At 59.6% G+C, this 18654-nt stretch carries 16 protein-coding genes; 8 read left to right on the top strand and 8 right to left on the bottom strand.

Annotation, left to right across the window (positions count from 1 at the left end):
• The 3 genes from F0169_RS23760 to F0169_RS23750 all read right to left on the bottom strand — a co-directional run.
• Positions 1 to 2712, bottom strand: a 2712-nt coding sequence (locus F0169_RS23760; RefSeq protein ID WP_172979535.1) for a DUF6531 domain-containing protein, incomplete at its 3' end; no start/stop codon positions are given.
• 198 nt (positions 2713 to 2910) lie between these two features.
• The gene (locus F0169_RS23755; protein WP_058414691.1) at positions 2911 to 4392 is read right to left on the bottom strand and encodes a methyl-accepting chemotaxis protein; all 1482 of its coding nucleotides are present in this window, start codon (positions 4390 to 4392) and stop codon (positions 2911 to 2913) included.
• A gap of 95 nt (positions 4393 to 4487) precedes the next feature.
• Complete coding sequence (locus F0169_RS23750) at positions 4488 to 5294, bottom strand: TatD family hydrolase (RefSeq protein WP_152747777.1); 807 nt, start codon at positions 5292 to 5294, stop codon at positions 4488 to 4490.
• A gap of 236 nt (positions 5295 to 5530) precedes the next feature.
• Here F0169_RS23750 and F0169_RS23745 point away from each other — a divergent pair, with 236 nt between their 5' ends.
• The 3 genes from F0169_RS23745 to F0169_RS23735 all read left to right on the top strand — a co-directional run bounded on the left by F0169_RS23745 (position 5531) and on the right by F0169_RS23735 (position 8082).
• Positions 5531 to 6952 carry an MltF family protein gene (locus F0169_RS23745; RefSeq protein ID WP_058414689.1) on the top strand — a complete coding sequence of 474 codons (1422 nt, stop codon included), beginning with the start codon at positions 5531 to 5533 and terminating at the stop codon, positions 6950 to 6952.
• Positions 6953 to 7055: 103 nt separating this feature from the next.
• Complete coding sequence (locus F0169_RS23740) at positions 7056 to 7490, top strand: DoxX family protein (RefSeq protein WP_058414688.1); 435 nt, start codon at positions 7056 to 7058, stop codon at positions 7488 to 7490.
• 283 nt (positions 7491 to 7773) lie between these two features.
• Entirely contained in the window at positions 7774 to 8082 is a 309-nt protein-coding gene (locus tag F0169_RS23735) for a class I SAM-dependent methyltransferase (RefSeq protein WP_122250488.1), read from the top strand.
• A gap of 18 nt (positions 8083 to 8100) precedes the next feature.
• On the opposite strand, the gene F0169_RS23730 is transcribed toward F0169_RS23735, so the two are convergent.
• Genes F0169_RS23730 through F0169_RS23720 form a run of 3 tightly spaced genes read right to left on the bottom strand, consistent with a single transcriptional unit; the run spans position 8101 to position 11483 of the window.
• Entirely contained in the window at positions 8101 to 9819 is a 1719-nt protein-coding gene (locus tag F0169_RS23730; RefSeq protein ID WP_152747776.1) for a Gldg family protein, read from the bottom strand.
• A gap of 15 nt (positions 9820 to 9834) precedes the next feature.
• Positions 9835 to 10560, bottom strand: coding sequence for an ABC-2 transporter permease (locus F0169_RS23725; protein ID WP_152747775.1), 726 nt, complete (start codon positions 10558 to 10560; stop codon positions 9835 to 9837).
• Positions 10557 to 11483: an ABC transporter ATP-binding protein gene (locus F0169_RS23720; RefSeq protein WP_152747774.1), complete on the bottom strand. Its 927-nt coding sequence runs from the start codon at positions 11481 to 11483 to the stop codon at positions 10557 to 10559. Before F0169_RS23720 ends, F0169_RS23725 begins: the two co-directional genes overlap by 4 nt.
• 240 nt (positions 11484 to 11723) lie before the next feature.
• Here F0169_RS23720 and F0169_RS23715 point away from each other — a divergent pair, with 240 nt between their 5' ends.
• Both F0169_RS23715 and greB read left to right on the top strand, forming a co-directional pair.
• Positions 11724 to 12719, top strand: a complete 996-nt coding sequence (locus F0169_RS23715) for a hypothetical protein (protein ID WP_152747773.1) — start codon at positions 11724 to 11726, stop codon at positions 12717 to 12719.
• A gap of 130 nt (positions 12720 to 12849) precedes the next feature.
• Positions 12850 to 13323, top strand: a complete 474-nt coding sequence (gene greB / locus F0169_RS23710; protein ID WP_058414692.1) for a transcription elongation factor GreB — start codon at positions 12850 to 12852, stop codon at positions 13321 to 13323.
• A 47-nt stretch (positions 13324 to 13370) separates the two neighbouring features.
• Here greB and F0169_RS23705 read toward each other — a convergent pair whose 3' ends face one another.
• Together F0169_RS23705 and F0169_RS23700 are read right to left on the bottom strand one after the other, a co-directional pair.
• Positions 13371 to 15881 carry an ABC transporter permease gene (locus F0169_RS23705; protein WP_152747772.1) on the bottom strand — a complete coding sequence of 837 codons (2511 nt, stop codon included), beginning with the start codon at positions 15879 to 15881 and terminating at the stop codon, positions 13371 to 13373.
• Entirely contained in the window at positions 15881 to 16564 is a 684-nt protein-coding gene (locus tag F0169_RS23700) for an ABC transporter ATP-binding protein (RefSeq protein WP_053255138.1), read from the bottom strand. Before F0169_RS23700 ends, F0169_RS23705 begins: the two co-directional genes overlap by 1 nt.
• A gap of 10 nt (positions 16565 to 16574) precedes the next feature.
• Here F0169_RS23700 and F0169_RS23695 point away from each other — a divergent pair, with 10 nt between their 5' ends.
• The 3 genes from F0169_RS23695 to F0169_RS23685 all read left to right on the top strand — a co-directional run bounded on the left by F0169_RS23695 (position 16575) and on the right by F0169_RS23685 (position 18632).
• Entirely contained in the window at positions 16575 to 17180 is a 606-nt protein-coding gene (locus tag F0169_RS23695) for an arylesterase (RefSeq protein ID WP_172979534.1), read from the top strand.
• A gap of 58 nt (positions 17181 to 17238) precedes the next feature.
• Positions 17239 to 17529 (top strand): hypothetical protein, encoded by a 291-nt coding sequence (locus tag F0169_RS23690; protein WP_058414681.1) that lies wholly within the window; start codon positions 17239 to 17241, stop codon positions 17527 to 17529.
• A 131-nt stretch (positions 17530 to 17660) separates the two neighbouring features.
• The gene (locus F0169_RS23685) at positions 17661 to 18632 is read left to right on the top strand and encodes a L,D-transpeptidase family protein (RefSeq protein ID WP_058414680.1); all 972 of its coding nucleotides are present in this window, start codon (positions 17661 to 17663) and stop codon (positions 18630 to 18632) included.
• The last annotated feature ends 22 nt before the right edge of the window (positions 18633 to 18654 follow it).

Raw genomic sequence — 18654 nt, 5'->3', positions numbered from 1 at the left:
GGTAACGTGGCCCAGCTCATCACGCTCGGAGGTGACTTTTCCGTAGGCGTTGTAGCTGTATTCCCGCGTTGCGCCGCCGGGTAACACCACGCGAATCAACCGACCCACGCCGTCCCACTGATACTGGGTCAGTGCGCCATGTTCATCCTCGCGCGCAACCTGGCGTCCGAGGTCGTCGTAGCGGTAGCGCTGGCTGCTGCCGTTCGGAAATAACGCCTCAAGCAGTTGCCCAAGGTCATTCCAGACCAGCCGATGACAACTGCTATCGGGATGCCAAACGCCAGTCAGTTGCCCGTGTTTGTTGTAGCTGTAGTCGGTAACGTTGCCGTCGGGATCAGTCTTGCGCGTGACGTCGCCTTGATCGTTACGCTCATACTTCCAAATCGCCTCACCACGGCGCACGACACGTACGAAGCCGTTGTCATGCTCGTAGGAAGTCGGCTCGTCGTCCCCCGGAAACAGCGCAACCAAACGTCCGGCGTCATCGTACTGATACGCCGTCACCGCCCCCAGCGGGTCTTGCTCGACCGTCAGCCGGCCTTTGTCGTCATAGGATTTGAAATGCTCAGCGCCATCGGGATCAATCCGCTGCACCAGCCGTGCGCGCTGGTCATGCACGTAAACTTCCTGGCTGCCATCGGCGTTGTGAACCGTGACCCTACCGTTGTCATCCCAGGCATAACGCGTGTCCATCTGTGAAAAGCTGGCCCAATGCCGAACACACCGCGCCGCCTTGCCTGATCGTTCCCACGCCCAAAAGAAACGCGCGCCACCGGCCAACTGCCGCTCGAGAATGACGTGCTGCTCGTCGTACCGATAAAACTCGCTTTCGCCTACGGCATTGGTCGTTGAAAGCAGTCGTCCAGCATCGTCATAGGCGTAGGAAACAACTTGCTGTTCAGTAATCCATTCGAAAGGTTCATGGCCTTGGGCGCGCTGAACCTGATAGTCCACCGCCACGATGTGGCCAGACGCGTAGCGTAAAAACAGCGACCGGCCTACACCATTGTCCAGCCGCTCAATGCGCCCCGAAAAGTCACGGGAGATTCGCAGCCGGTTGTCATACGCATCGCTGATCGCGGTCAGCACACCCTGAAAGAAGTGATAAAAACGCGAAGCCTGAGCCAGCACTAATTCACCGGGCAAATCACCCCAATAAATCGTCGCTTCGGCCAGGCTATTGGTAATCGCCGGTCGAGAAACGCTGGGTAACGGAAACTCGGTCGACCGATTTTCATGGTCCGTCCACACCACCGAATCGCCGTCCACCACCAGCTGTTGCGCCAGCGAATGACTCCAGCCAAAGCCCAACCCGCCATCCACTTCCACCGCACTGGTGCGGTACACCCGCGTCCACTCAAACGGCAAAAGCCCGTCCAGTGCGCCATCGGTGAGGGTCAGTAATTCTTCCCCGGTGACCATCGACACCGGGCACCCGTGGGTGATGGTTTTGTCGGCGCTGGCCGCAGCATCACCGTTCGGGTTCTTGCTTGCAGCGGGCACATCGTCGACGTGCTCTTGGCGTACCAATGTGGTCTTCTGCGTCTTGCCGCGAACCGCAGGCACCGGGTTCGCCACCAGGTGCTGCCCAGCCTTCAACGGTGCAACCGGCACCGCTTTGATCGGCATCGCCGTGCTGCCCAGCAGCAACGGCTTAACCGCCGCAGTATGTGCATCCAACTTACCCACTAAGAGCTGCTCGGCGAGCAACGCCAACCAACCCCGCGCGCGTGCAGATTTGATAGGGCTCAACACCTGAGCGCCCAGGCGCAGACCCACACCCATCACACCCGCCACCCTGATCAGCAGCAGGTTGATCAACACATCGCCGGTGATTTCCCCCATCAGCTCATTCATTTCTTGCGGTGGCAGCATGCGCATCCAGCTGACCATCGCCGACACATAGATAAACAACAACGGTTCATCGCTGAGTACCAGCAGGCCGTTGGCGATCGCCTCGTTGCCCAGCGTCAAGAGTTCATCAAGTTCGGCCTGGGAGACGTATTGCAGTAACTTTTGGCTGTTGGGCTTGATGTCCGCCAACAGCTCAAACAGTTGCGTTAAGTTGTCCCACAGACTGTAAAGCGCCTGCACCATGCCATTGAGAAGTGCCGATTCCAGCAGCCTGCGCCGGTCAAGTGGGCTGGCGTTTGTATAGTCGTCCCATTGCGTTTTGAACGTGCGGTTCCACTCTTCGCGCAGACGCACTTCCAGCCCCGAGATAACTGACTGATAGGACGCATACAGCGCCTTGACGTGATCCTTGGAAACGTTGGGATAGAAGTTGATTCGGTACTGTTGATTGCGATCACATTCAGTGATTTCGAGAATGCCGCTGGGGCCGATGGTTTTATGGATAGGCTCGCCCAGCGGGCCACCGTTCGGGTCGATACGTTGCAGTACCACCGGCGTGTTGCCGATGGGTACAAAGCGTGTGCTCTGGAACATGTGCACCAGGGTCAACGTGCCGCTGGCCTGGCAGGTGGCGACGGTGCTGCTGGGAAAGATGGAACGACTGATAGGTGCAACCAGCGCCACTTCATCGCCGACCTTGAATACTTGCTCGACATCCAGCGCCGAAAAGCTGAAAAAGCTTTCGGCCCATTCGTCAAAAGTATTCAGGCACTCCCGGAACTCACGCAATACGGCTTCCACATCGACCGTCTTTGCGTCCAGTGGGGTCAGGGCCAGCGAGGCAATGGCCGGGTTCAAGCGGCAGCCCCTGCGGGTGTGGCATTAATGGAGAAGTACATTGGCGGTCCCTCGCACTGGATGATCAGGCGAGAGACTTTGCAGAGGTTCGTCAGATAAAGAAGTCGGCGCTATTCGCCAGGATGTGCAGGACGTTTCGTCAAAACATCAGGTAAGTGGAGGTGCGAGTGTAGGAGTCAGATTACGGATTGAAGAATCCTACAGCTTCAACTGCCCAATCGCCTTGCTCAACTCCCCGGCCAGGGATGCCAGTTGGTTGCTGGTGGTGGCCGAATCGACGGTCTGCTGCACCGTGGTGTCGGTCACGTCGCGGATGCTCACGACCGCGCGGTTCATTTCTTCGGCGACGTGGCTTTGCTGTTCGGCGGCCACGGCGATCTGTGTGTTGCTCTCACGCATTTGCGCCACGGCGCCGGTGATTTCGGCGAGTGCGGCGCCAGCGTCCTGGGCTTGTTGCACGCAGTCATCGGCCTTGAACGAGCTTTCTTGCATGAAGTCCACCGCGTCGCGGGTGCCGGCTTGCAGCGCCGAGACCATGTGGGTGATTTCGTCGGTGGAGTTTTGCACGCGCTTGGCCAGGTTGCGTACTTCGTCGGCGACCACCGCAAAGCCGCGGCCCATTTCGCCAGCGCGGGCGGCTTCGATGGCGGCGTTGAGGGCGAGCAGGTTGGTCTGTTCGGCAATGCTGTGAATTACGCTCACCACGCCGTTGATTTTGTGGCTGTCTTCGGCGAGTTTCTGGATCATCTGCGCGGTTTGTTGCACACCGGTCGACAGCCCGGCAATTGAGCGCTGCACCCGGCTGACCACTTCGCGGCCGCTGCCTGCGAGGCTGTCGGCAGTTTGGGAGAGGTCGCGCGTGGCACCGGCATGCTGGGCAATGTGGTAGACAGTGGCGGTCATTTGATTAATCGCGGTGGCCGCCTGGTCGGTTTCGCTTTGCTGGCCGAGCATGCCGTGTTGCACCTTGTTCATGCTGCTGGCCAGGCGGGCGGCGCCTTCGTCCAGCTGCTGTGCGGTATGGGCCACGGTGTTGACCACCCGTTGATAGCCGGCTTGCATGGCATTAAAGGCACTGGCCATCTGGCCGACCTCGTCCTCGCAGGCGAGTGGCACGCGGGCCGAGAGGTCGCCGGTTTTCTCCACGTGCAGCATCACGTCCTTGAGGGTGTTGAGTTGGCTGAGCAGGAAGCGGATCAGCAACTGCGACGCGCCGAGCATCGCCAGCATGAGGATCAGCACCGCCACCGCATAGTTGGCGAAACGTTCGCCGAACACTTGGCTGAGGCTAGGGCTGTAGGCCAGCACCGCGACCTGTTGACCGTCGGCGCGGGCTACCACGTGCGCACCTGTCAGCGGGTTTTCGCCGAATAAGGGCCTGTGATTAAGTTCGACCCAACCCGTGGCTGTGCTCAGGGCTGACAGATCCTGGCCGGCCAATTGTGGGACTTGGCCGCGTGCAAAGGTAAGCCAATGCTCGCCCTTGGGCAGGGCGCTGGCGGCCGGCCAGTCACCGAGCAAACGTGCTTGCGCCTGCGCCGAGGCTTGGGACGCGTCGCTGCGGGCCTGTTGTTCGAGCTGCACCGCGTAGAGCACCAACAGCAGGGTGGTGATGAAGGCGACCGCATTGACCGCCCAGAATTTGTATTTCAGCGAGATATTGCTAAGCCAGGCACCCATGGAAGGTTTTCTCTGATAGCGGAACAGCATTGGCAAGGTGCCATTATTGTGCCGCTACTCAGGAATGCCGTTTTGACATGGGTCAATGCGCCGCATCAATCAACCATCGGCAGCGCAAAAAATGCGCGGGCGCAGGCGCTGCTGTGCTCGGCCAGGTCTTCTTCGGTTTCGTTACGGTGCAGCGCCACTTCGCGCAGCACGTCGGGCAGGTAGGCCGGTTCGTTGCGGCCATTTTTGGGCTTGGGGCGCAAAGTGCGCGGCAACAGGTAGGGCGCATCGCTTTCCAGCATCAGACGGCCGCGCGGAATTTCCCTGACCAGCGGGTGCAGGTGCGTGCCACGCCGCTCATCGCAGATCCAGCCGGTGATGCCGATATGCAGGTCGAGGTCGAGGTAGCTGAACAGCGCCTGTTGCTCGCCGGTGAAGCAATGCACCACGGCGGCGGTCAGGTGGTCGCGGTAGTCCTTGAGGATTTCCAGCAAGCGCTGGTTGGCGTCGCGCTCGTGCAGAAACACCGGCAGTTTCAGCTCGACCGCCAGCGCCAGTTGTTCTTCGAGGACTTTTTCTTGCTGCGGGCGCGGCGAAAAATCGCGGTTGAAGTCCAGCCCGCATTCGCCTACCGCCCGCACCCGGCTTTCGCTGAGCAAACTGCGCAAGCGCCGTGCGCTGTCGCCGTTCCAGTCGCTGGCGGAATGGGGGTGGATGCCGGCAGTGCTGAACAGGCGTTGGCCGCTTTCATCGAGTTTTACACACAGCTCCAGGGCCTGTTCGCTGCCGTCGACATCGGTGCCGGTGAGCACCAATTGCTGCACGCCGGCAGCATAGGCGCGGTCGAGAACGGCGTGGTGCCTCTCGTCGAAACTGGAGTGGGTCAGGTTGACGCCAATATCAATGAGTTGCATGGTGCTATCTCCGCCTGCGGCCGGAAAGCATATCAGAGCTGTAGATTTATAAGAAAAACCAAGAACTACAAAGAGTTGTAGCTGTCTTTGAACGTCGCAAGTGACATTGTGGCTGGCCGGTTGCCAGCCGCGATGCCGCCGTTGCTCGCAAAGCCTGCGCATAAAGCGCTCTGTTTATGACCTCCAGCACTTCGTCTTGCGCGAAGGCGCTGGCCAGTATTCTTTCCGGAGAGCGGATGATCCGACCCTCGGCGTTGCTTTTAGTGTGCCTGACGTTACTGCTGCCCACGGCGGCGGTCGCACGTTTGGACGGGCCGCTGGAAGTGACCAAGCCCGGCAAGGTGCGTGACCTGGCGCAGATTCGCTCCAGTCGCACCCTGCGTGTGCTGGTCAACCAGAGCCGCAACAGTTCCGGTGAAGTCGAAGGCCAGGCCATCGGTGTTGAATACCATCGCCTGCGCGCCTTCGAGCACTACCTGAACGGGCATGCTCGTGAGGGTGAAGCGATCACCCTCAAAATTATTCCCAAGGCCAAAGACCAACTGCTCGGCGCGCTGGCCCGGGGTGAAGGCGACTTGGTAGCGCCGGGTGAATTGCTCGATGTGAAGGCCGCGCACAAAATCAGCAGCAGCGACCCGATTGCCAGCGATGTGCCGTTATGGCTGGTGGGCGTGAAAGGTGAGCGGCGCTTTACCAGGCTGGAGCAACTGTCAGGGCGCACGCTCGCGTTGACCACCGGCAGTGCGGCGGCGGATGCGATCAGCCAGGCCAACCAGAAACTGGCGCTGCACAAGCAGCCGCCGATAAAGGTGGAGTGGGTTGACCCGACGTTGGCCGTGGAAGATGTGTTGGAGATGGTCCAGGCCGGGATCTTCCACCTCACCATTGTCGAAAAGCCGATTGCCGAACGCTGGTCGAAAATCCTGCCCAAACTGCGCTTTGACCGGCAGGTAGTCATCAACGCACCGGGCGATGAATATTGGTTCGTACGCCAGGACGCCTCGATGCTGCGCGCCAGTATTGATCGTTTTCTCAAGACCTATCGAACCCCCTCCGACCAGGACGTGGCGTTCCAGCGAATCTACCGACGCCTCTACCAGGTGCGTAACCCACTGGCCCGCGCCGACCGCCAGCGCCTCGAAAAACTGCGCCCGGTGTTGCAAAAACACGCGCGTGAACAGGGCATGGACTGGTTGAACCTGGCAGCGCTGGCGTTCAAGGAATCGGCACTGGACCCCGGCGCGCGCAACAGCGGCGGCCCGACCGGGCTGATGCAGATCACGCCGTCGGCGGCGCAACGGGTGGGCGTGAATAACATCGAGAATCTCGACAGCAATGTGCAGGCGGGCGCGCGTTACCTGGCGATGATCCGCCGTAAATTCTTCGCCAGCCCCAAACTCAACGAGCGTGAACGCATGGCGTTTGTGCTGGCGGCTTACAACATGGGGCCGGAGCGCGTCCAGGGCATGCGCGCAGAAGCCCGCCGGCGGGGGTTGAACCCCAATCAGTGGTTCTTCCAGGTTGAGCGTATTGCCATGGAGCAAGTGGGCATGGGCGGCGTCAGCTATGTTAATAGTGTCAACAAGTACTACTTGGCATTTGATCGGGAGCGCGGGTCTTTGGAGCCGAATGCGCCGAAAGTTGCCTCGCGCAAATAATCGGTTTTATCGATAAGTATTAGGCATTTTTTCGGCTTTTATCATTGTTTAATCCGATTAATATAGCGGCCAACCACCCCTACTTTGAAAAAGGATTAGCAGCATGAGCCCATTGATCAAACGCATCCTGTCTACCCGTGCCGGTTATGGCCTGACCGTCCTGCGAATTTTTGTCGGGATTATTTTCGCTGCACACGGTTCGCAGAAACTCTTCGGCTGGTTTGGCGGCTACGGCCTGGCGGGCACTGCGCAATGGATGGAGAGCATCGGCCTGGCGCCCGGAACCCTGATGGCGGTGTTGTCGGGTGGTACGGAGTTCTTTGCAGGCTTGGCGTTGATCATCGGTTTGCTGGCGCGCCCGGCGGCGTTGGGCCTGACCTTTCTGTCGCTGGTGGCGATCTTCACGGTGCATATTCATAACGGCTTGTTCATGGCCAACAATGGTTATGAGTTCGCACTGGCCTTGCTCGGCGGCTCGTTGGCGGTGTTGTTCGAAGGCGCCGGCAAACTGTCTGCCGACCGTGCGATCGCCCGCTGAGACCTGCCACGGTCTTGCAGTAATACCTTGGAGAGCCCCGCCATGCGCGGGGCTTTTCCTTGCCCGGGATTCTTGACAGCGCCCTATGCGCTTCTCTAGGATGCTGCTCATGCGCCGATTTAAACAGCTAATTGCGGGGCGCCACCGGGACTCAATGCAGCCCGACAGAAGCATGCACTCATCGCGAGTCAGGTTTCGAAATTCCGCTAAAGCGCTGGTTCGGTGTTGCCTCTCACCTGCCCGCAGACTTTTGAGGCAGAGACACGACACGATGAATGCACCCCTGAATGCACCACGCCCCCTCATACGCCTGGCCCCGATCACTGCGGACCTGACTCAACGCAATCCTAAAATCCTGCTCGGCGGCAAACACCAGCCGACGCTGTTGCGTTACCTCGATGGTTGGCCGCGTCGCACGGGTCGGCCTTCGGCGTTCCTGATCCAGTTTGTTGAAGACGGCGACTCCCTGACGCGCTTTGCCAGCAACAGCTTTGACCTCGCAGTTATCCAGGCGCCGAGTGCCGACGATGCCGCTGAAGTGATTCGCCACCTGACACGCATTGCTCGCCAAGGGCTGATTGCGCGTCGTTGAGTGTGGGTTATTGAGGGATCAGTTAAACGACGCCGCCTGCAGTGCTCGACGACGGCGGTGGTAGAGCAACACTGCGCAGGCGATCAGGCATAAAAGCAGTGGCACCGCGACAATCATCAGCAGCTTCAGGTATCGCTCCGCTCGATGCACCTGCGCGTAGGCCTCGACCTTAAGCGCCTGCAACTCTATGGGCAGTCGCAGGCGTTCCTTATTGAGCGCCTGCAACTGGGTACTGCTGACCACCGCTTGGGTGCCGAAGCCTGTGCTCGGCGGGTTCAAGCGTTGCCACTCCTGCTCCGTTTGCGCAAGTCGTCGCTCAAGCTCCAGCGCGTTTTGCGTGTAGGCGAGTGCTGCCACCTCGCGCATTTGCTCCAGCGGGTTCGTTGACTGGCTAGCCGTGGCGCGTGGTCGAATGCTTGCGAGAATATCGGCGGCGGCCAAGTTATCCAATGTGTTCAACACAAACAGCGCGTTGCTGTTGGGCGCAGAACCGATGACGGCGTCCATGAGTAAATCCGTGTCGGCGACCACCACCACCTGGATGTTGTTGGCTTTTTGCAGTCCGGGCGCCTGCCCCCGAATGCCGTCGGGAAACACGGAATAGGCCGGCCCGTCGATTCGAGCAGCTATCACCTGGCGTTGCCCACGTGCAGGCGTCTCGTCAAGAGGCTCAGCGGCCGCGCGCCGAACGTCGAGCAGCGCAGATTGCCCGGAGCTTTGCAGCAGTGGCGTCAGTGTCGTACGGCCCTTTCTTACGCGCGAAAGCGTGCCGCTGCTGGAGACCCGTAGTGTGTTGAGTTTCCAACTACTAATATCATTCGCCGTCATCGCGTGCCTTGGCAGGGTTAACCGGGTCATCTGCAGTGCGGTCGACTCTGCGGCGGGGGAGGCGTAAAGCGTATCGACCACAAGTTTGTCCGTCGGCATCTGTATGCCCCAAGCCGCCAGCAGCGCTTCAAGCCTGGGGTTTGGCGATGCAGTGCCCGCATCCACTTCACTCAGCGGGTCGATAAAGATCATCAGTTTGCCGCCCCTCAATACGAACTGTTCAATTGCGTAGAGGGCTTGGTCTGGCAGTGCGCGAGGGTGCACGACCATGAGCGTTTCGATCGACTCTGGCACCTGGTCAGTGGTCGATGCCAGGCCGACAAGTTTGAAGTGCTGGTGCATTTGCCCCAGCAGTTGCGTGGCGGACTGGTTCAGCGAAAGCCCGGTCAGCACGCCGACAGTGGGGGGCGCCGGGTGCATCAGCGTGTAGATCAGGTGGCTGATTTGATACTCGAGCAATGGCTCGCCATCCAGGCTGATGACGTCCATACGCTGGGCAGCCTGGCCTGCTCGTGTACCAATCAGGCCAAGAAAGCCTTGTGTGTCGTCAAGGCCGAACAGGCCGGCTTTGTAGGCATCCTCAGAATAAGGCGCCGGGTCAATAACATGCAGGTTAAGCATGCCCTTGGCGGCTTTTTCGTACTCTTTGAGCAGGTCTTCAACGCGCTCGCCATAGCGCTCCAGCGCTTGGCTTCTGTTCGGATGATTGCTTGAGTTGAAGTAATAAATGTCCAGTGGATGTTCAAGTGTCGCGAGCAGTTGGCGTGCCGGTGGCGATAAAGTGTGAATCTTTTTCTGTGAAAAGTCCCAGCGTATGTCCGGAAGATTGTTTACCCACGCCAGATTAAACGCCAGAAAGAGCAACAGGATGACCATAAGTGTCATGCCCGCAAGAAGAACGGATCGCATAGTGTGCTTTCCTGCTTAACTATTTTTATAGTTGAGCGTGACCGTCGATGCCGAGAGGAAGGCAAGGATCATGCTGATGAAGTACAAGCTGTCACGGAGTGACAATTTGCCGTTGTTGATCGTGCCAAAACGCGAGAGTGGGTTCAGCGCGACCACACTGTCGACCACCCATACGGGTGCCTGATGTTCCAGTGCGTCCAGCACCGATGAAAGCCCGCTGGCGGCCAATAACAAACCCAGGGTCAACAAAAAGACGACGACGCGTTGGCGTGTCAGTGTGCAAATAAAACAACCCACCGACAGGTAACTTCCCGCCAGTAACCAACTGGCCAGAAACTGTGAGGCGATCACCTGATTGTCCACCGTGTCGAGGTAGTTGGCGGCGACCGCTATCGGAAACGTCAGCATCAAGGCGACCGCACACACGGTCCAGGCCGCCAGAAATTTTCCGATAACACGTTCTACCGTCGTGATCGGCAGTGTCTTCATCACATCGCGCAGGCTCGGGTTGTGTTCGTCCGACCACAGTTGTGTTGATAACGTGGGTATCAGCAGCAAATAGAGCCAAGGGTGCCACTGAAAAAACACTTGTAAGTCGAGGCTCTCGCCTTCCAGCCACTCGCCTGTATACACGCCCAGGGTTGCACACAGCAGCAGAAAAGCGGCAACACTCATGTAGGTGCTTGGCGTGCAGGCATAACTGGCGAGTTGACGCTTGAAAATCACCGGCAGCAGCTTCAAAGGGATACCTCTTGGCCCAGACGTTGAACCACTTCGTTCAAGCGTCCGGGCTCCAGGTTGAGTGAAGTTATGTTCCATTTGCGGCTGGCGATGAGCGCGTTTATGTGCGGATAAATCGCGTGCCCCGGCATAGCAAGAACGGTCACCGTGCCGGGTGTATGCCGGTCTTCTTCGATACCTGCAACGCCGGGTAACACCGCCAGTGCGAGTAAATCCAGCGGCGACTCTGCGGCCAGCGTTACGGCTCGGTAATGGCGGGAGTTGCGTTGCAAATCGGACAGTTGGGTGTCGGCCACCAGTTGGCCTCGGGCAATCACCAGAGCACGCGTGCAGAGACTGGACAGCGCGTCGCAATGCCGGGAGGCGATAATTACCGTCATCTCGTCGCTCAAGGACTGGATAAGTGTTCTGAACTTGAGCAGTTGACCGGGCGCCAAGCCTTCGGCGGGTTCATCGAGCAAGAGCAGCCTGGGTGAATGCAGAATGGCTTGGGCGATGGCGAGCTTGCGCTTCAAGCCAACGGACAGTGTGTCGACCGGGTAATTCAGCACCGGCAGTAACTCCAGACGTGCCGCTGCCCGATTGACCCGTTTGCGTTTTTCGGCGCCGCTGAAGCCGCGAATGGCGGCGATGAAATTAAGCACGCCGCTGACCGACATCGTGTGATGGTTGAGGCCGCCCTGGAGCTGATAGCCAATGGCTTTTCGTGCTTGAAGTGCATGCGTCTGTGTATCGAACCCCTCAACCGTGATGCGCCCGGAGGAGGGTTTGACTAAGCCGGAAATCAAATTCAACAAGGTGGTTTTACCTGCGCCATCCTCGCCGAACACACCTATGCATTCTTTGCGTTGTGCGCAAAACGACAGGTCGGTAATCACGGTTTTTTTGCCCGAGTGCTTGGTCAGGCTGCTTATCTCGAGCATTTTTTTCCCGAATATCTCTGCAGAGCATATGAAAAATAAGTTCGTAACGAACGTTTGAGCGCTAAAAAGATTACGTTCAATAGGGGTGGTTGGGAACGCGGCAGGGCATTTATAAGAAAAGTCCTACGTCGAGCGGGATAACTTGCTGAAACAATTATGTTGTTTCAAGGCTTATTAATGCTCGGATATTTATCTGGCATTTATATAAGGTTTGCTCTTGTTTAATGAGACCTGATTATCATGATGCTACTACGTACGCTTGTTCTTGAACGCAGCGGTGAGGACGCTCCGGTTAACGGTGCATTGCTCTGCGGTTTCGCTGTCGCGCAAAGTGATTCCAACTTTCTGGTCTACAGCCTGGATGAAGAGGTTGAGCCCGGTAATTCCAGGGTTTATATCGCTGCGTTGCGTAAAAAAGTTGATCGGTATTTTTTAGGCGGTGTTGAGTCCTCGGAAGACTTGCAAGTGGCCATGCAAGTCTTTAAGCAAATTCTGATGACGGCGGCAGCATCCGGCACCAAGACCGGCGCGGTGATCGAGGCCTCGATCGATTTTCATTTTATTGATTTAAAAGGGTGTAAGTTGCCGCCTGCGCGGCCCGAGGATCATCACTCAATGATCATCAAGAAGGCGTTGGTGATGAAGGTGATTACCTTGGGCATGTCGGCGCCTGTGTTGCCGGCGATCGAAAGTGCTGCGCTGATCGTGCCGTCCATTCGCTTTTCGTCGCAAATGGTCTCGCCGCCCAAAATCACCCGGCAGCCCAAGCCCGCCGAGCAGCCTGTGCATGAGTTTGTTATGGCAGAGCCGTTGGAAGCTCCCATTGCAATTGAGCAGGCAGTCGAACAGGTCGAGTTCAATGAACCCCCACCAGCGCCACCGAGGCCGCCTGCGCCGTTGAAACTGCCGGCGCCGGCGGAACACGCTTCGCTGCATGAGGTGGACAGCACACTGACCAGCCTTGCGAAAATCGCTCAAGACCTGACGCAACAAAAACGTGCGGTCGTTGAGCGCGAGGAAATGCTCGAGCAATGGCAGGCCCGACTGGAGCAGGCGCAGGGCGAGATCGAGGAAAAAAGCCGTGAGTTGGCGCAGCGCGGTACGCAACTGCAAAACCAAGCAGCGGAGGTTGCCCATAAGACCGAAAAGATGACGCTGGCGATGACGCACCTTTCGGCTATGCGGCAGCGCTTGCACGGCGCGCTGGTGGAGCTGGATCAGGCCCTGGAAGGTTAGGGCTGAGCGGATCTGTTCGCGGGTATGGCTACTTTTCAGGGTTCATTTATGATCAACCCCTGCCAGTCGACGCCAAGGCATGAGGCCCGGCGTATCGGCATTATTGGACATTGCCTGGGGATGCAAGCGTTTGAGTACCAAGCTGATAACCAAAGAAGGTCATGAAGCGCTGAAAAAAGAGCTGGATTACCTGTGGCGGGAAAAGCGTCCGGACACCACACGCAAGGTGACTTGGGCAGCTTCGCTGGGGGATCGCAGCGAGAACGCGGATTATCAATACAACAAAAAACTGCTGCGTGAGATTGACCGGCGCGTGCGCTATTTGCGCAAGCGCCTGGAAGACATGCGGGTAGTGGAATACATGCCCGAGCAAGAAGGCCGGGTATTTTTCGGTGCCTGGGTCGATATCGAGAATGAGCAGGGCGAGACCAAGCGTTTTCGCATTGTTGGCTATGACGAAATTTATGAGCGTATGGACTACATCTCCATCGACTCACCGATGGCCCGTGCGTTGCTGCGTAAACAAGTTGACGACGAGGCCATGGTGCAGACCCCGACCGGCGAAGTGTGTTGGTGGATTACCGGTATCGAGTATGTGAAGTAGGCGAGGGTCGGCACGCCAGGGCTGGCGCGTGCCGACCCTCGGTTGCGTCAGCCTTCGCGCAGTACCGTCAGCGGGCTGGCATTCAGTGCGCGGCGCGTACCGAATACCCCGGCACCGCCGATCAGCACGGCCCCGATTACCGGCAGCAGTAACAGCCACGCGTGCGGGTGCCAGGCCAAGTCGAACGCGTAGCGGTACAGCACCCATGTCACCAGTTCTGTGCCGAGCGCCGCGAGCAGGCCGCTGACCGCGCCCAGCAAGCCAAACTCGATGCGCCGCGCCTTCACCAACAGCTTGCGTTCGGCCCCAAGTGCGCGCAACAGCGCACCCTGGCGAATCCGCTCATCCAGAGTGGCCTGCAGGCCGGAGAACAGCACGGCCATGCCCGCCGCCAGCACAAACAGCAACACGTATTCCACCGCCAGGGTCACTTGCGCGAGGATGCTGCGTAACTGCTCAAGCAAAGCCTCGACCTGCAGAACGGTGACTGCCGGGAACGCGCGGGACAGGTCGACGATCTGCTGGTCATGCCCTGGCGCCAGGTAGAAGCTGGTCAAGTAGGTCGCGGGCAGGTCTTTCAAGGTGCCCGGTTGGAAGATCATGAAGAAGTTGGGCTGGAAGTTATCCCAGTTGATGGTTCGCAAGCTGGTGACCCGTGCTTCGCGATTCTCGCCGGCGATGGTGAACACCAGATGATCATCCAGCTTGAGCTTCAAGCTTTCAGCGACTTTGGCCTCCACCGATACCCCGGGTATGTCATCGCCCGGTTGTTGCGACCACCATGTACCTGCGGTCAGCACGTTGCCCGGCGGCAGGTCGGCAGCCCACGTCAGGCTCAAGTCACGCTGCACCGCACGGTCACCGCTGGAGTCTTTGCTGACGACCTGCTGCACCGGCTCGCCATTGATGCTGATCAACCGGCCCGGCACCACCGGGTACAGCGGCGCCGATTGCGCTTGCAACTCCAGCAGACGGGCGCTGAAGGCATCTTTGTCGGCCGGCAGAATGTTCAGCGCAAAATAGTTGGGCGCGTCCTTGGGCAACTGGTTTTGCCAGGTGTCGAGTAACTCGCCGCGCAGCAGTGCGATCAAACCCATGGACAGCAGGATCAAGCCAAACGCCAGGGATTGCCCGGCCGCTGCCAACGGGTGGCGCAGTAACTGGCCCAGGCCCAGGCGCCAAGGCAGTGAAGCACGCGCCAACAGCCGCCGCAGGCTTTGCAGCAACAACAACAGCAGGCCGCCGAGGATCAGCGCCGCCACCACGCCGCCGCCCAGCAACGCGAAGGTCAGCACCAGGTCGAGGCTCAGGCGCCACATGATCAGGCCGAGCGCGAACAACGCGGCGCCATACACCATCCAGGTACTCGACGGGATGGGCAGCAGGTCTCGACGCAAAACCCGCAACGGCGGCACGCGGCCGAGTGCCGCCAACGGCGGCAGGGCGAAACCTGCGAGCGCGACCATGCCGGTGCCAATGCCTGCAACGGCCGGTAGCAGCCCGCCGGGCGGCACGTCCGCAGGCAACAAATCGTGCAGGAAATAAAACAGGCCAAACTGCGCCAGCCACCCGAGCAAGGCGCCAGCCAGGCTCGCCAACACACCGAGTACGCCCAGTTGCAGGCTAAACAACAGCATCGCTTCGCGCCGTGACAAGCCAAGGCAGCGCAGCAGTGCACTGGCGTCGAAACGTCGGCTGGCAAAACGGTTGGCCGAGAGTGCTACCGCTACGCCCGCCAGCAGTACCGCCACCAGGCTGGCCATATTCAAGTAACGCTCGGCCTTGCCCAAGGCGCCGCCGATTTGCTGGTTACCGTCGCGCGAATCCTGCAAGCGCTGGTTGGCGGCGAGCCCGGGTTTGACCAAGTCACGATAGGTTTGCAGCGCCGTGCTGCCTTGAGGTGCGCGCCACAGTTCGCGGTAGCTCACGCGGCTGCCGGGCTGCACCACGCCGGTAGCGTCGAGGTCTGCCAGGTTGATCATCACCCGTGGCGTGAGGCTGTAGAAGTTACCGGCGCGGTCAGGCTCATAGGTCAATATGCGCGCCAGACGCAGGGGCTTCATGCCCACGTCGATACTATCGCCGACGTTCAGGCTCAGCGCGGTCAACAGCCGTGCTTCTACCCAGGCTTCGCCGGGTTTGGGGCCGCCTCCGGGCGTTTCTGCACCGAACGCTTCGGCAGCACTTTTCAGCTGACCGCGCAGTGGGTACTGCTCGTTGACCGCCTTGATGCTGGAGAGCTGAATGCCGTTATCGGTGGCGATAACGCTGGAGAACTCGACGATGCGCGCGTGATCGAGGCCCAGCTCGGTGCCGGATTTGATTTGCTCGGGGCGTGCCGGTGAGCTGCCTTCGAGTACCAGGTCGGCCCCCAGAAACTCGGTGGCCCGCAACAGCATGGCGCCGTTGAGGCGCGCGCCGAAGTAACCGATGGCAGTGCTGGCGGCAACCGCCACCACCAGGGCGAAAAACAACACGCGTAATTCGCCCGCGCGGGCATCGCGCAGCAATTGACGCATGGCAAGGCTGAACAGGCGCAACAGCGGCAAACGTGCCATCAAGGCTCCAGGGGCGCGACCATAAGGCCCGCTTCAAGGCGGATCAGGCGTCGGCAACGGTGGGCCAGGCGCTCGTCGTGGGTGACCAGCACCAGGGTCGTGCCGCTTTCTTTGTTGAGTTCGAACAGCAGGTCGCTGATGCGCTCGCCGGTGTGGCTGTCGAGGTTACCGGTGGGTTCATCGGCAAACAGCACGTCCGGCTCGGCGGCGAAGGCGCGGGCAATGGCTACCCGTTGCTGCTCGCCACCGGAAAGCTGACGCGGCGAATGCGTAAGGCGCTGGCCCAGGCCCACACGCTCCAGCAAGTACCGGGCACGCTCGCGGGCGTCTTTGCGACCGTCCAGTTCCAGCGGCAGCATGACGTTTTCGAGGGCGTTAAGGCTGTCGAGCAGTTGGAATGACTGGAAGACGAAACCCACGTGCTCGGCGCGTATGCGCGCACGTTGGTCTTCGTCGAGCGTGCTCAAGGCCTGGCCCGCCAGGGTGACTTCGCCGCTGCTGGGCAGGTCGAGGCCGGCGAGCAGGCCGAGGAGGGTGGATTTGCCGGAACCGGAGCTGCCGACGATAGCCAGGCTATCGCCCTTGTTCAGTTCCAGGCTCAGTTCGTGCAGGATAGTCAGTTCACCTTCCGCGCTGGGAACCACTTTGCTAAGGTTCCGCGCGGTGAGAATGCTTGCGCCCATGGAGAATCCGATGCGAATGTGGTTTTTGAGTGCTGGCCTGGCCTTGATGTGCATGGCCCAGAACGCAGCGGCGGGTACAGTCCTGATCGTTGGCGATAGTATCAGTGCCGGTTTCGGCCTGGATACCCGCAAAGGGTGGGTCGCGTTGCTGGAGCAACGGCTCAAGCAAGAAGGTTTCGACGATAAAGTGGTTAATGCGTCTGTCAGTGGCGATACCAGCGCCGGAGGCCTTGCGCGGCTGCCTGCGGCGCTTGCAGAGCATAAGCCTGAGCTGGTTATTCTCGAGTTGGGCGGTAATGACGGGTTGCGCGGGCAGCCGCCAGCTCAATTGAAACAAAATCTTGCATCGATGATTGACCAGTCCAAAGCTGCGGGGGCCGAGGTGTTGCTGTTGGGCATGCAGTTGCCGCCCAACTATGGCCCCAAATACACCACGGCGTTTGCCGAGGTGTATGGCGCTTTGGCCAAGGAGAAAAGTGTGCCGCTGGTAGGGTTTTTCCTTGAAGGCGTTGGCGGTCACCCGGAACTGATGCAGGCCGATCAATTGCACCCGGCGGTCGGCGCGCAAGGCAAGTTGCTGGAAAATGTCTGGCCGACGCTAAAACCGCTGTTATGACGCTTTTCTACCGGCAGGCTTTCGGCTAAGGTGGCGCCCCCCCGATCTGGAGCCCCCGATGTCGCGCCCTGCCTGGTCCCTGTTCAACTACCAACTGATCGAGCCCGACGAGCAGCTGGATCTGTTCGCCTGCCAGGAAGTTCGGGTACATCTGGTCGCACGTCAGTTGGAGTTGGGCGGCTCGATTGACCGCACGCTTTGCGGCACTTTATTGCCGGCGCAACCGCGCTGGTCGTCGGTGGATCGCTCGATCTTCCAGGACCAGCGGCTGTGCCCGCTGTGCCGGGCGATTCTCGAATCGCAAAAGCGCGGCACGCCGCTGATCTGGCCGGAGCTGCGCTTTGAGTAACAAGGCAGTTGCAAGCTGTAAGCTATAAGTTGCAAGCTGCAAGCTGTGGCTGTGGCTGTGGCTGTGGCTTTTAGCTTGAAGCTTGCCACTCGAAACTCTCTTTCTAAATCGTTCTGCGAAGGATTTTCCGGATGTTGTCGCGCCTTTCCGTCGTTACCTGCTGCCTGTCTCTCGCTGCCCTCGGTGCTGCCGGTTCGGCGTCAGCCTTGCAGTTGCCCCTGCCGCCGCCAGGCGAGGACATCGTCGGTCAGGTCCAGGTGATCAAGGCCAAGTACGAAGACACCTTCGCCGACCTCGGCACCACCTATGATCTGGGCTATTCGGAAATGGTCGCGGCCAACCCTGGCGTTGACGCCTGGTTGCCCGGCACCGGCACCGAGATCGTGCTGCCCACGCGGTTCATCCTGCCGCCTGGCCCGCGCGAAGGCATCGTGATTAACCTGGCGGAATACCGGCTTTACTACTACCCCAAGGGCCAGAACGTGGTGTACACGTTCCCGTTGGGCATTGGCCGTGAAGGCTGGGGTTCGCCAGTCGCCCACACCACCATCACCGGCAAGATCCCTAACCCTACCTGGACGCCGCCCGCATCGATCAAGGCCGAACACGCCGCCAATGGCGACCCGCTGCCCAACGTGGTGCCTGCCGGGCCGGACAACCCGCTGGGGCCGTTCAAATTCACCTTGGGCACGCCGGGTTATTTGATTCATGGCTCGAATATGAAATTTGGTATCGGCACGCGTACCAGCCACGGCTGCTTCCGCATGTTCAACAACAATGTGCTGGAAATGGCCGACATGGTGCCGGTCGGTACGTCGGTGCGTATCATCAGCGATGCCTACAAATTCGGCAGCAGTGGCGGCAAGGTCTACCTTGAAGCGCATACGCCGCTGAACGATGACGGCACGCCGTCGGTGGTCGATAAACACACCGCCGTCATCAATGCCCTGCTCAAGCGCGAAGACCTGGCCAACAACTTGCGGGTGAACTGGGATCAGGTGCGTGACGTGGTCGCGGCCGAAGATGGCCTGCCGACAGAGATTGGTGTGCCGGGTGGTAACACGCCGGTCGCGTCCAGCACGCCGGTCGACCTGCAGCAGTAAACCTTGTGGGAGGGGGCTTGCT

The organism is Pseudomonas kitaguniensis (assembly GCF_009296165.1).
Taxonomy (GTDB): Bacteria; Pseudomonadota; Gammaproteobacteria; order Pseudomonadales; family Pseudomonadaceae; genus Aquipseudomonas; species Aquipseudomonas kitaguniensis.
The sequence above is the reverse complement of the archived record's forward strand: the minus strand, read 5'-3'. Positions and strand labels throughout refer to the sequence as shown.

Excerpts from the sequence above, each read along its gene's own strand:
- F0169_RS23755 (WP_058414691.1), bottom strand. The coding sequence starts at position 4,392 with ATGGGTGCCTGGCTTAGCAATATCTCGCTGAAATACAAATTCTGGGCG.
- F0169_RS23750 (WP_152747777.1), bottom strand. The coding sequence starts at position 5,294 with ATGCAACTCATTGATATTGGCGTCAACCTGACCCACTCCAGTTTCGAC.
- F0169_RS23745 (WP_058414689.1), top strand. The coding sequence starts at position 5,531 with ATGATCCGACCCTCGGCGTTGCTTTTAGTGTGCCTGACGTTACTGCTG.
- F0169_RS23740 (WP_058414688.1), top strand. The coding sequence starts at position 7,056 with ATGAGCCCATTGATCAAACGCATCCTGTCTACCCGTGCCGGTTATGGC.
- F0169_RS23730 (WP_152747776.1), bottom strand. The coding sequence starts at position 9,819 with ATGCGATCCGTTCTTCTTGCGGGCATGACACTTATGGTCATCCTGTTG.
- F0169_RS23720 (WP_152747774.1), bottom strand. The coding sequence starts at position 11,483 with ATGCTCGAGATAAGCAGCCTGACCAAGCACTCGGGCAAAAAAACCGTG.
- F0169_RS23715 (WP_152747773.1), top strand. The coding sequence starts at position 11,724 with ATGATGCTACTACGTACGCTTGTTCTTGAACGCAGCGGTGAGGACGCT.
- F0169_RS23705 (WP_152747772.1), bottom strand. The coding sequence starts at position 15,881 with ATGGCACGTTTGCCGCTGTTGCGCCTGTTCAGCCTTGCCATGCGTCAA.
- F0169_RS23700 (WP_053255138.1), bottom strand. The coding sequence starts at position 16,564 with ATGGGCGCAAGCATTCTCACCGCGCGGAACCTTAGCAAAGTGGTTCCC.
- F0169_RS23695 (WP_172979534.1), top strand. The coding sequence starts at position 16,575 with ATGCGAATGTGGTTTTTGAGTGCTGGCCTGGCCTTGATGTGCATGGCC.
- F0169_RS23690 (WP_058414681.1), top strand. The coding sequence starts at position 17,239 with ATGTCGCGCCCTGCCTGGTCCCTGTTCAACTACCAACTGATCGAGCCC.
- F0169_RS23685 (WP_058414680.1), top strand. The coding sequence starts at position 17,661 with ATGTTGTCGCGCCTTTCCGTCGTTACCTGCTGCCTGTCTCTCGCTGCC.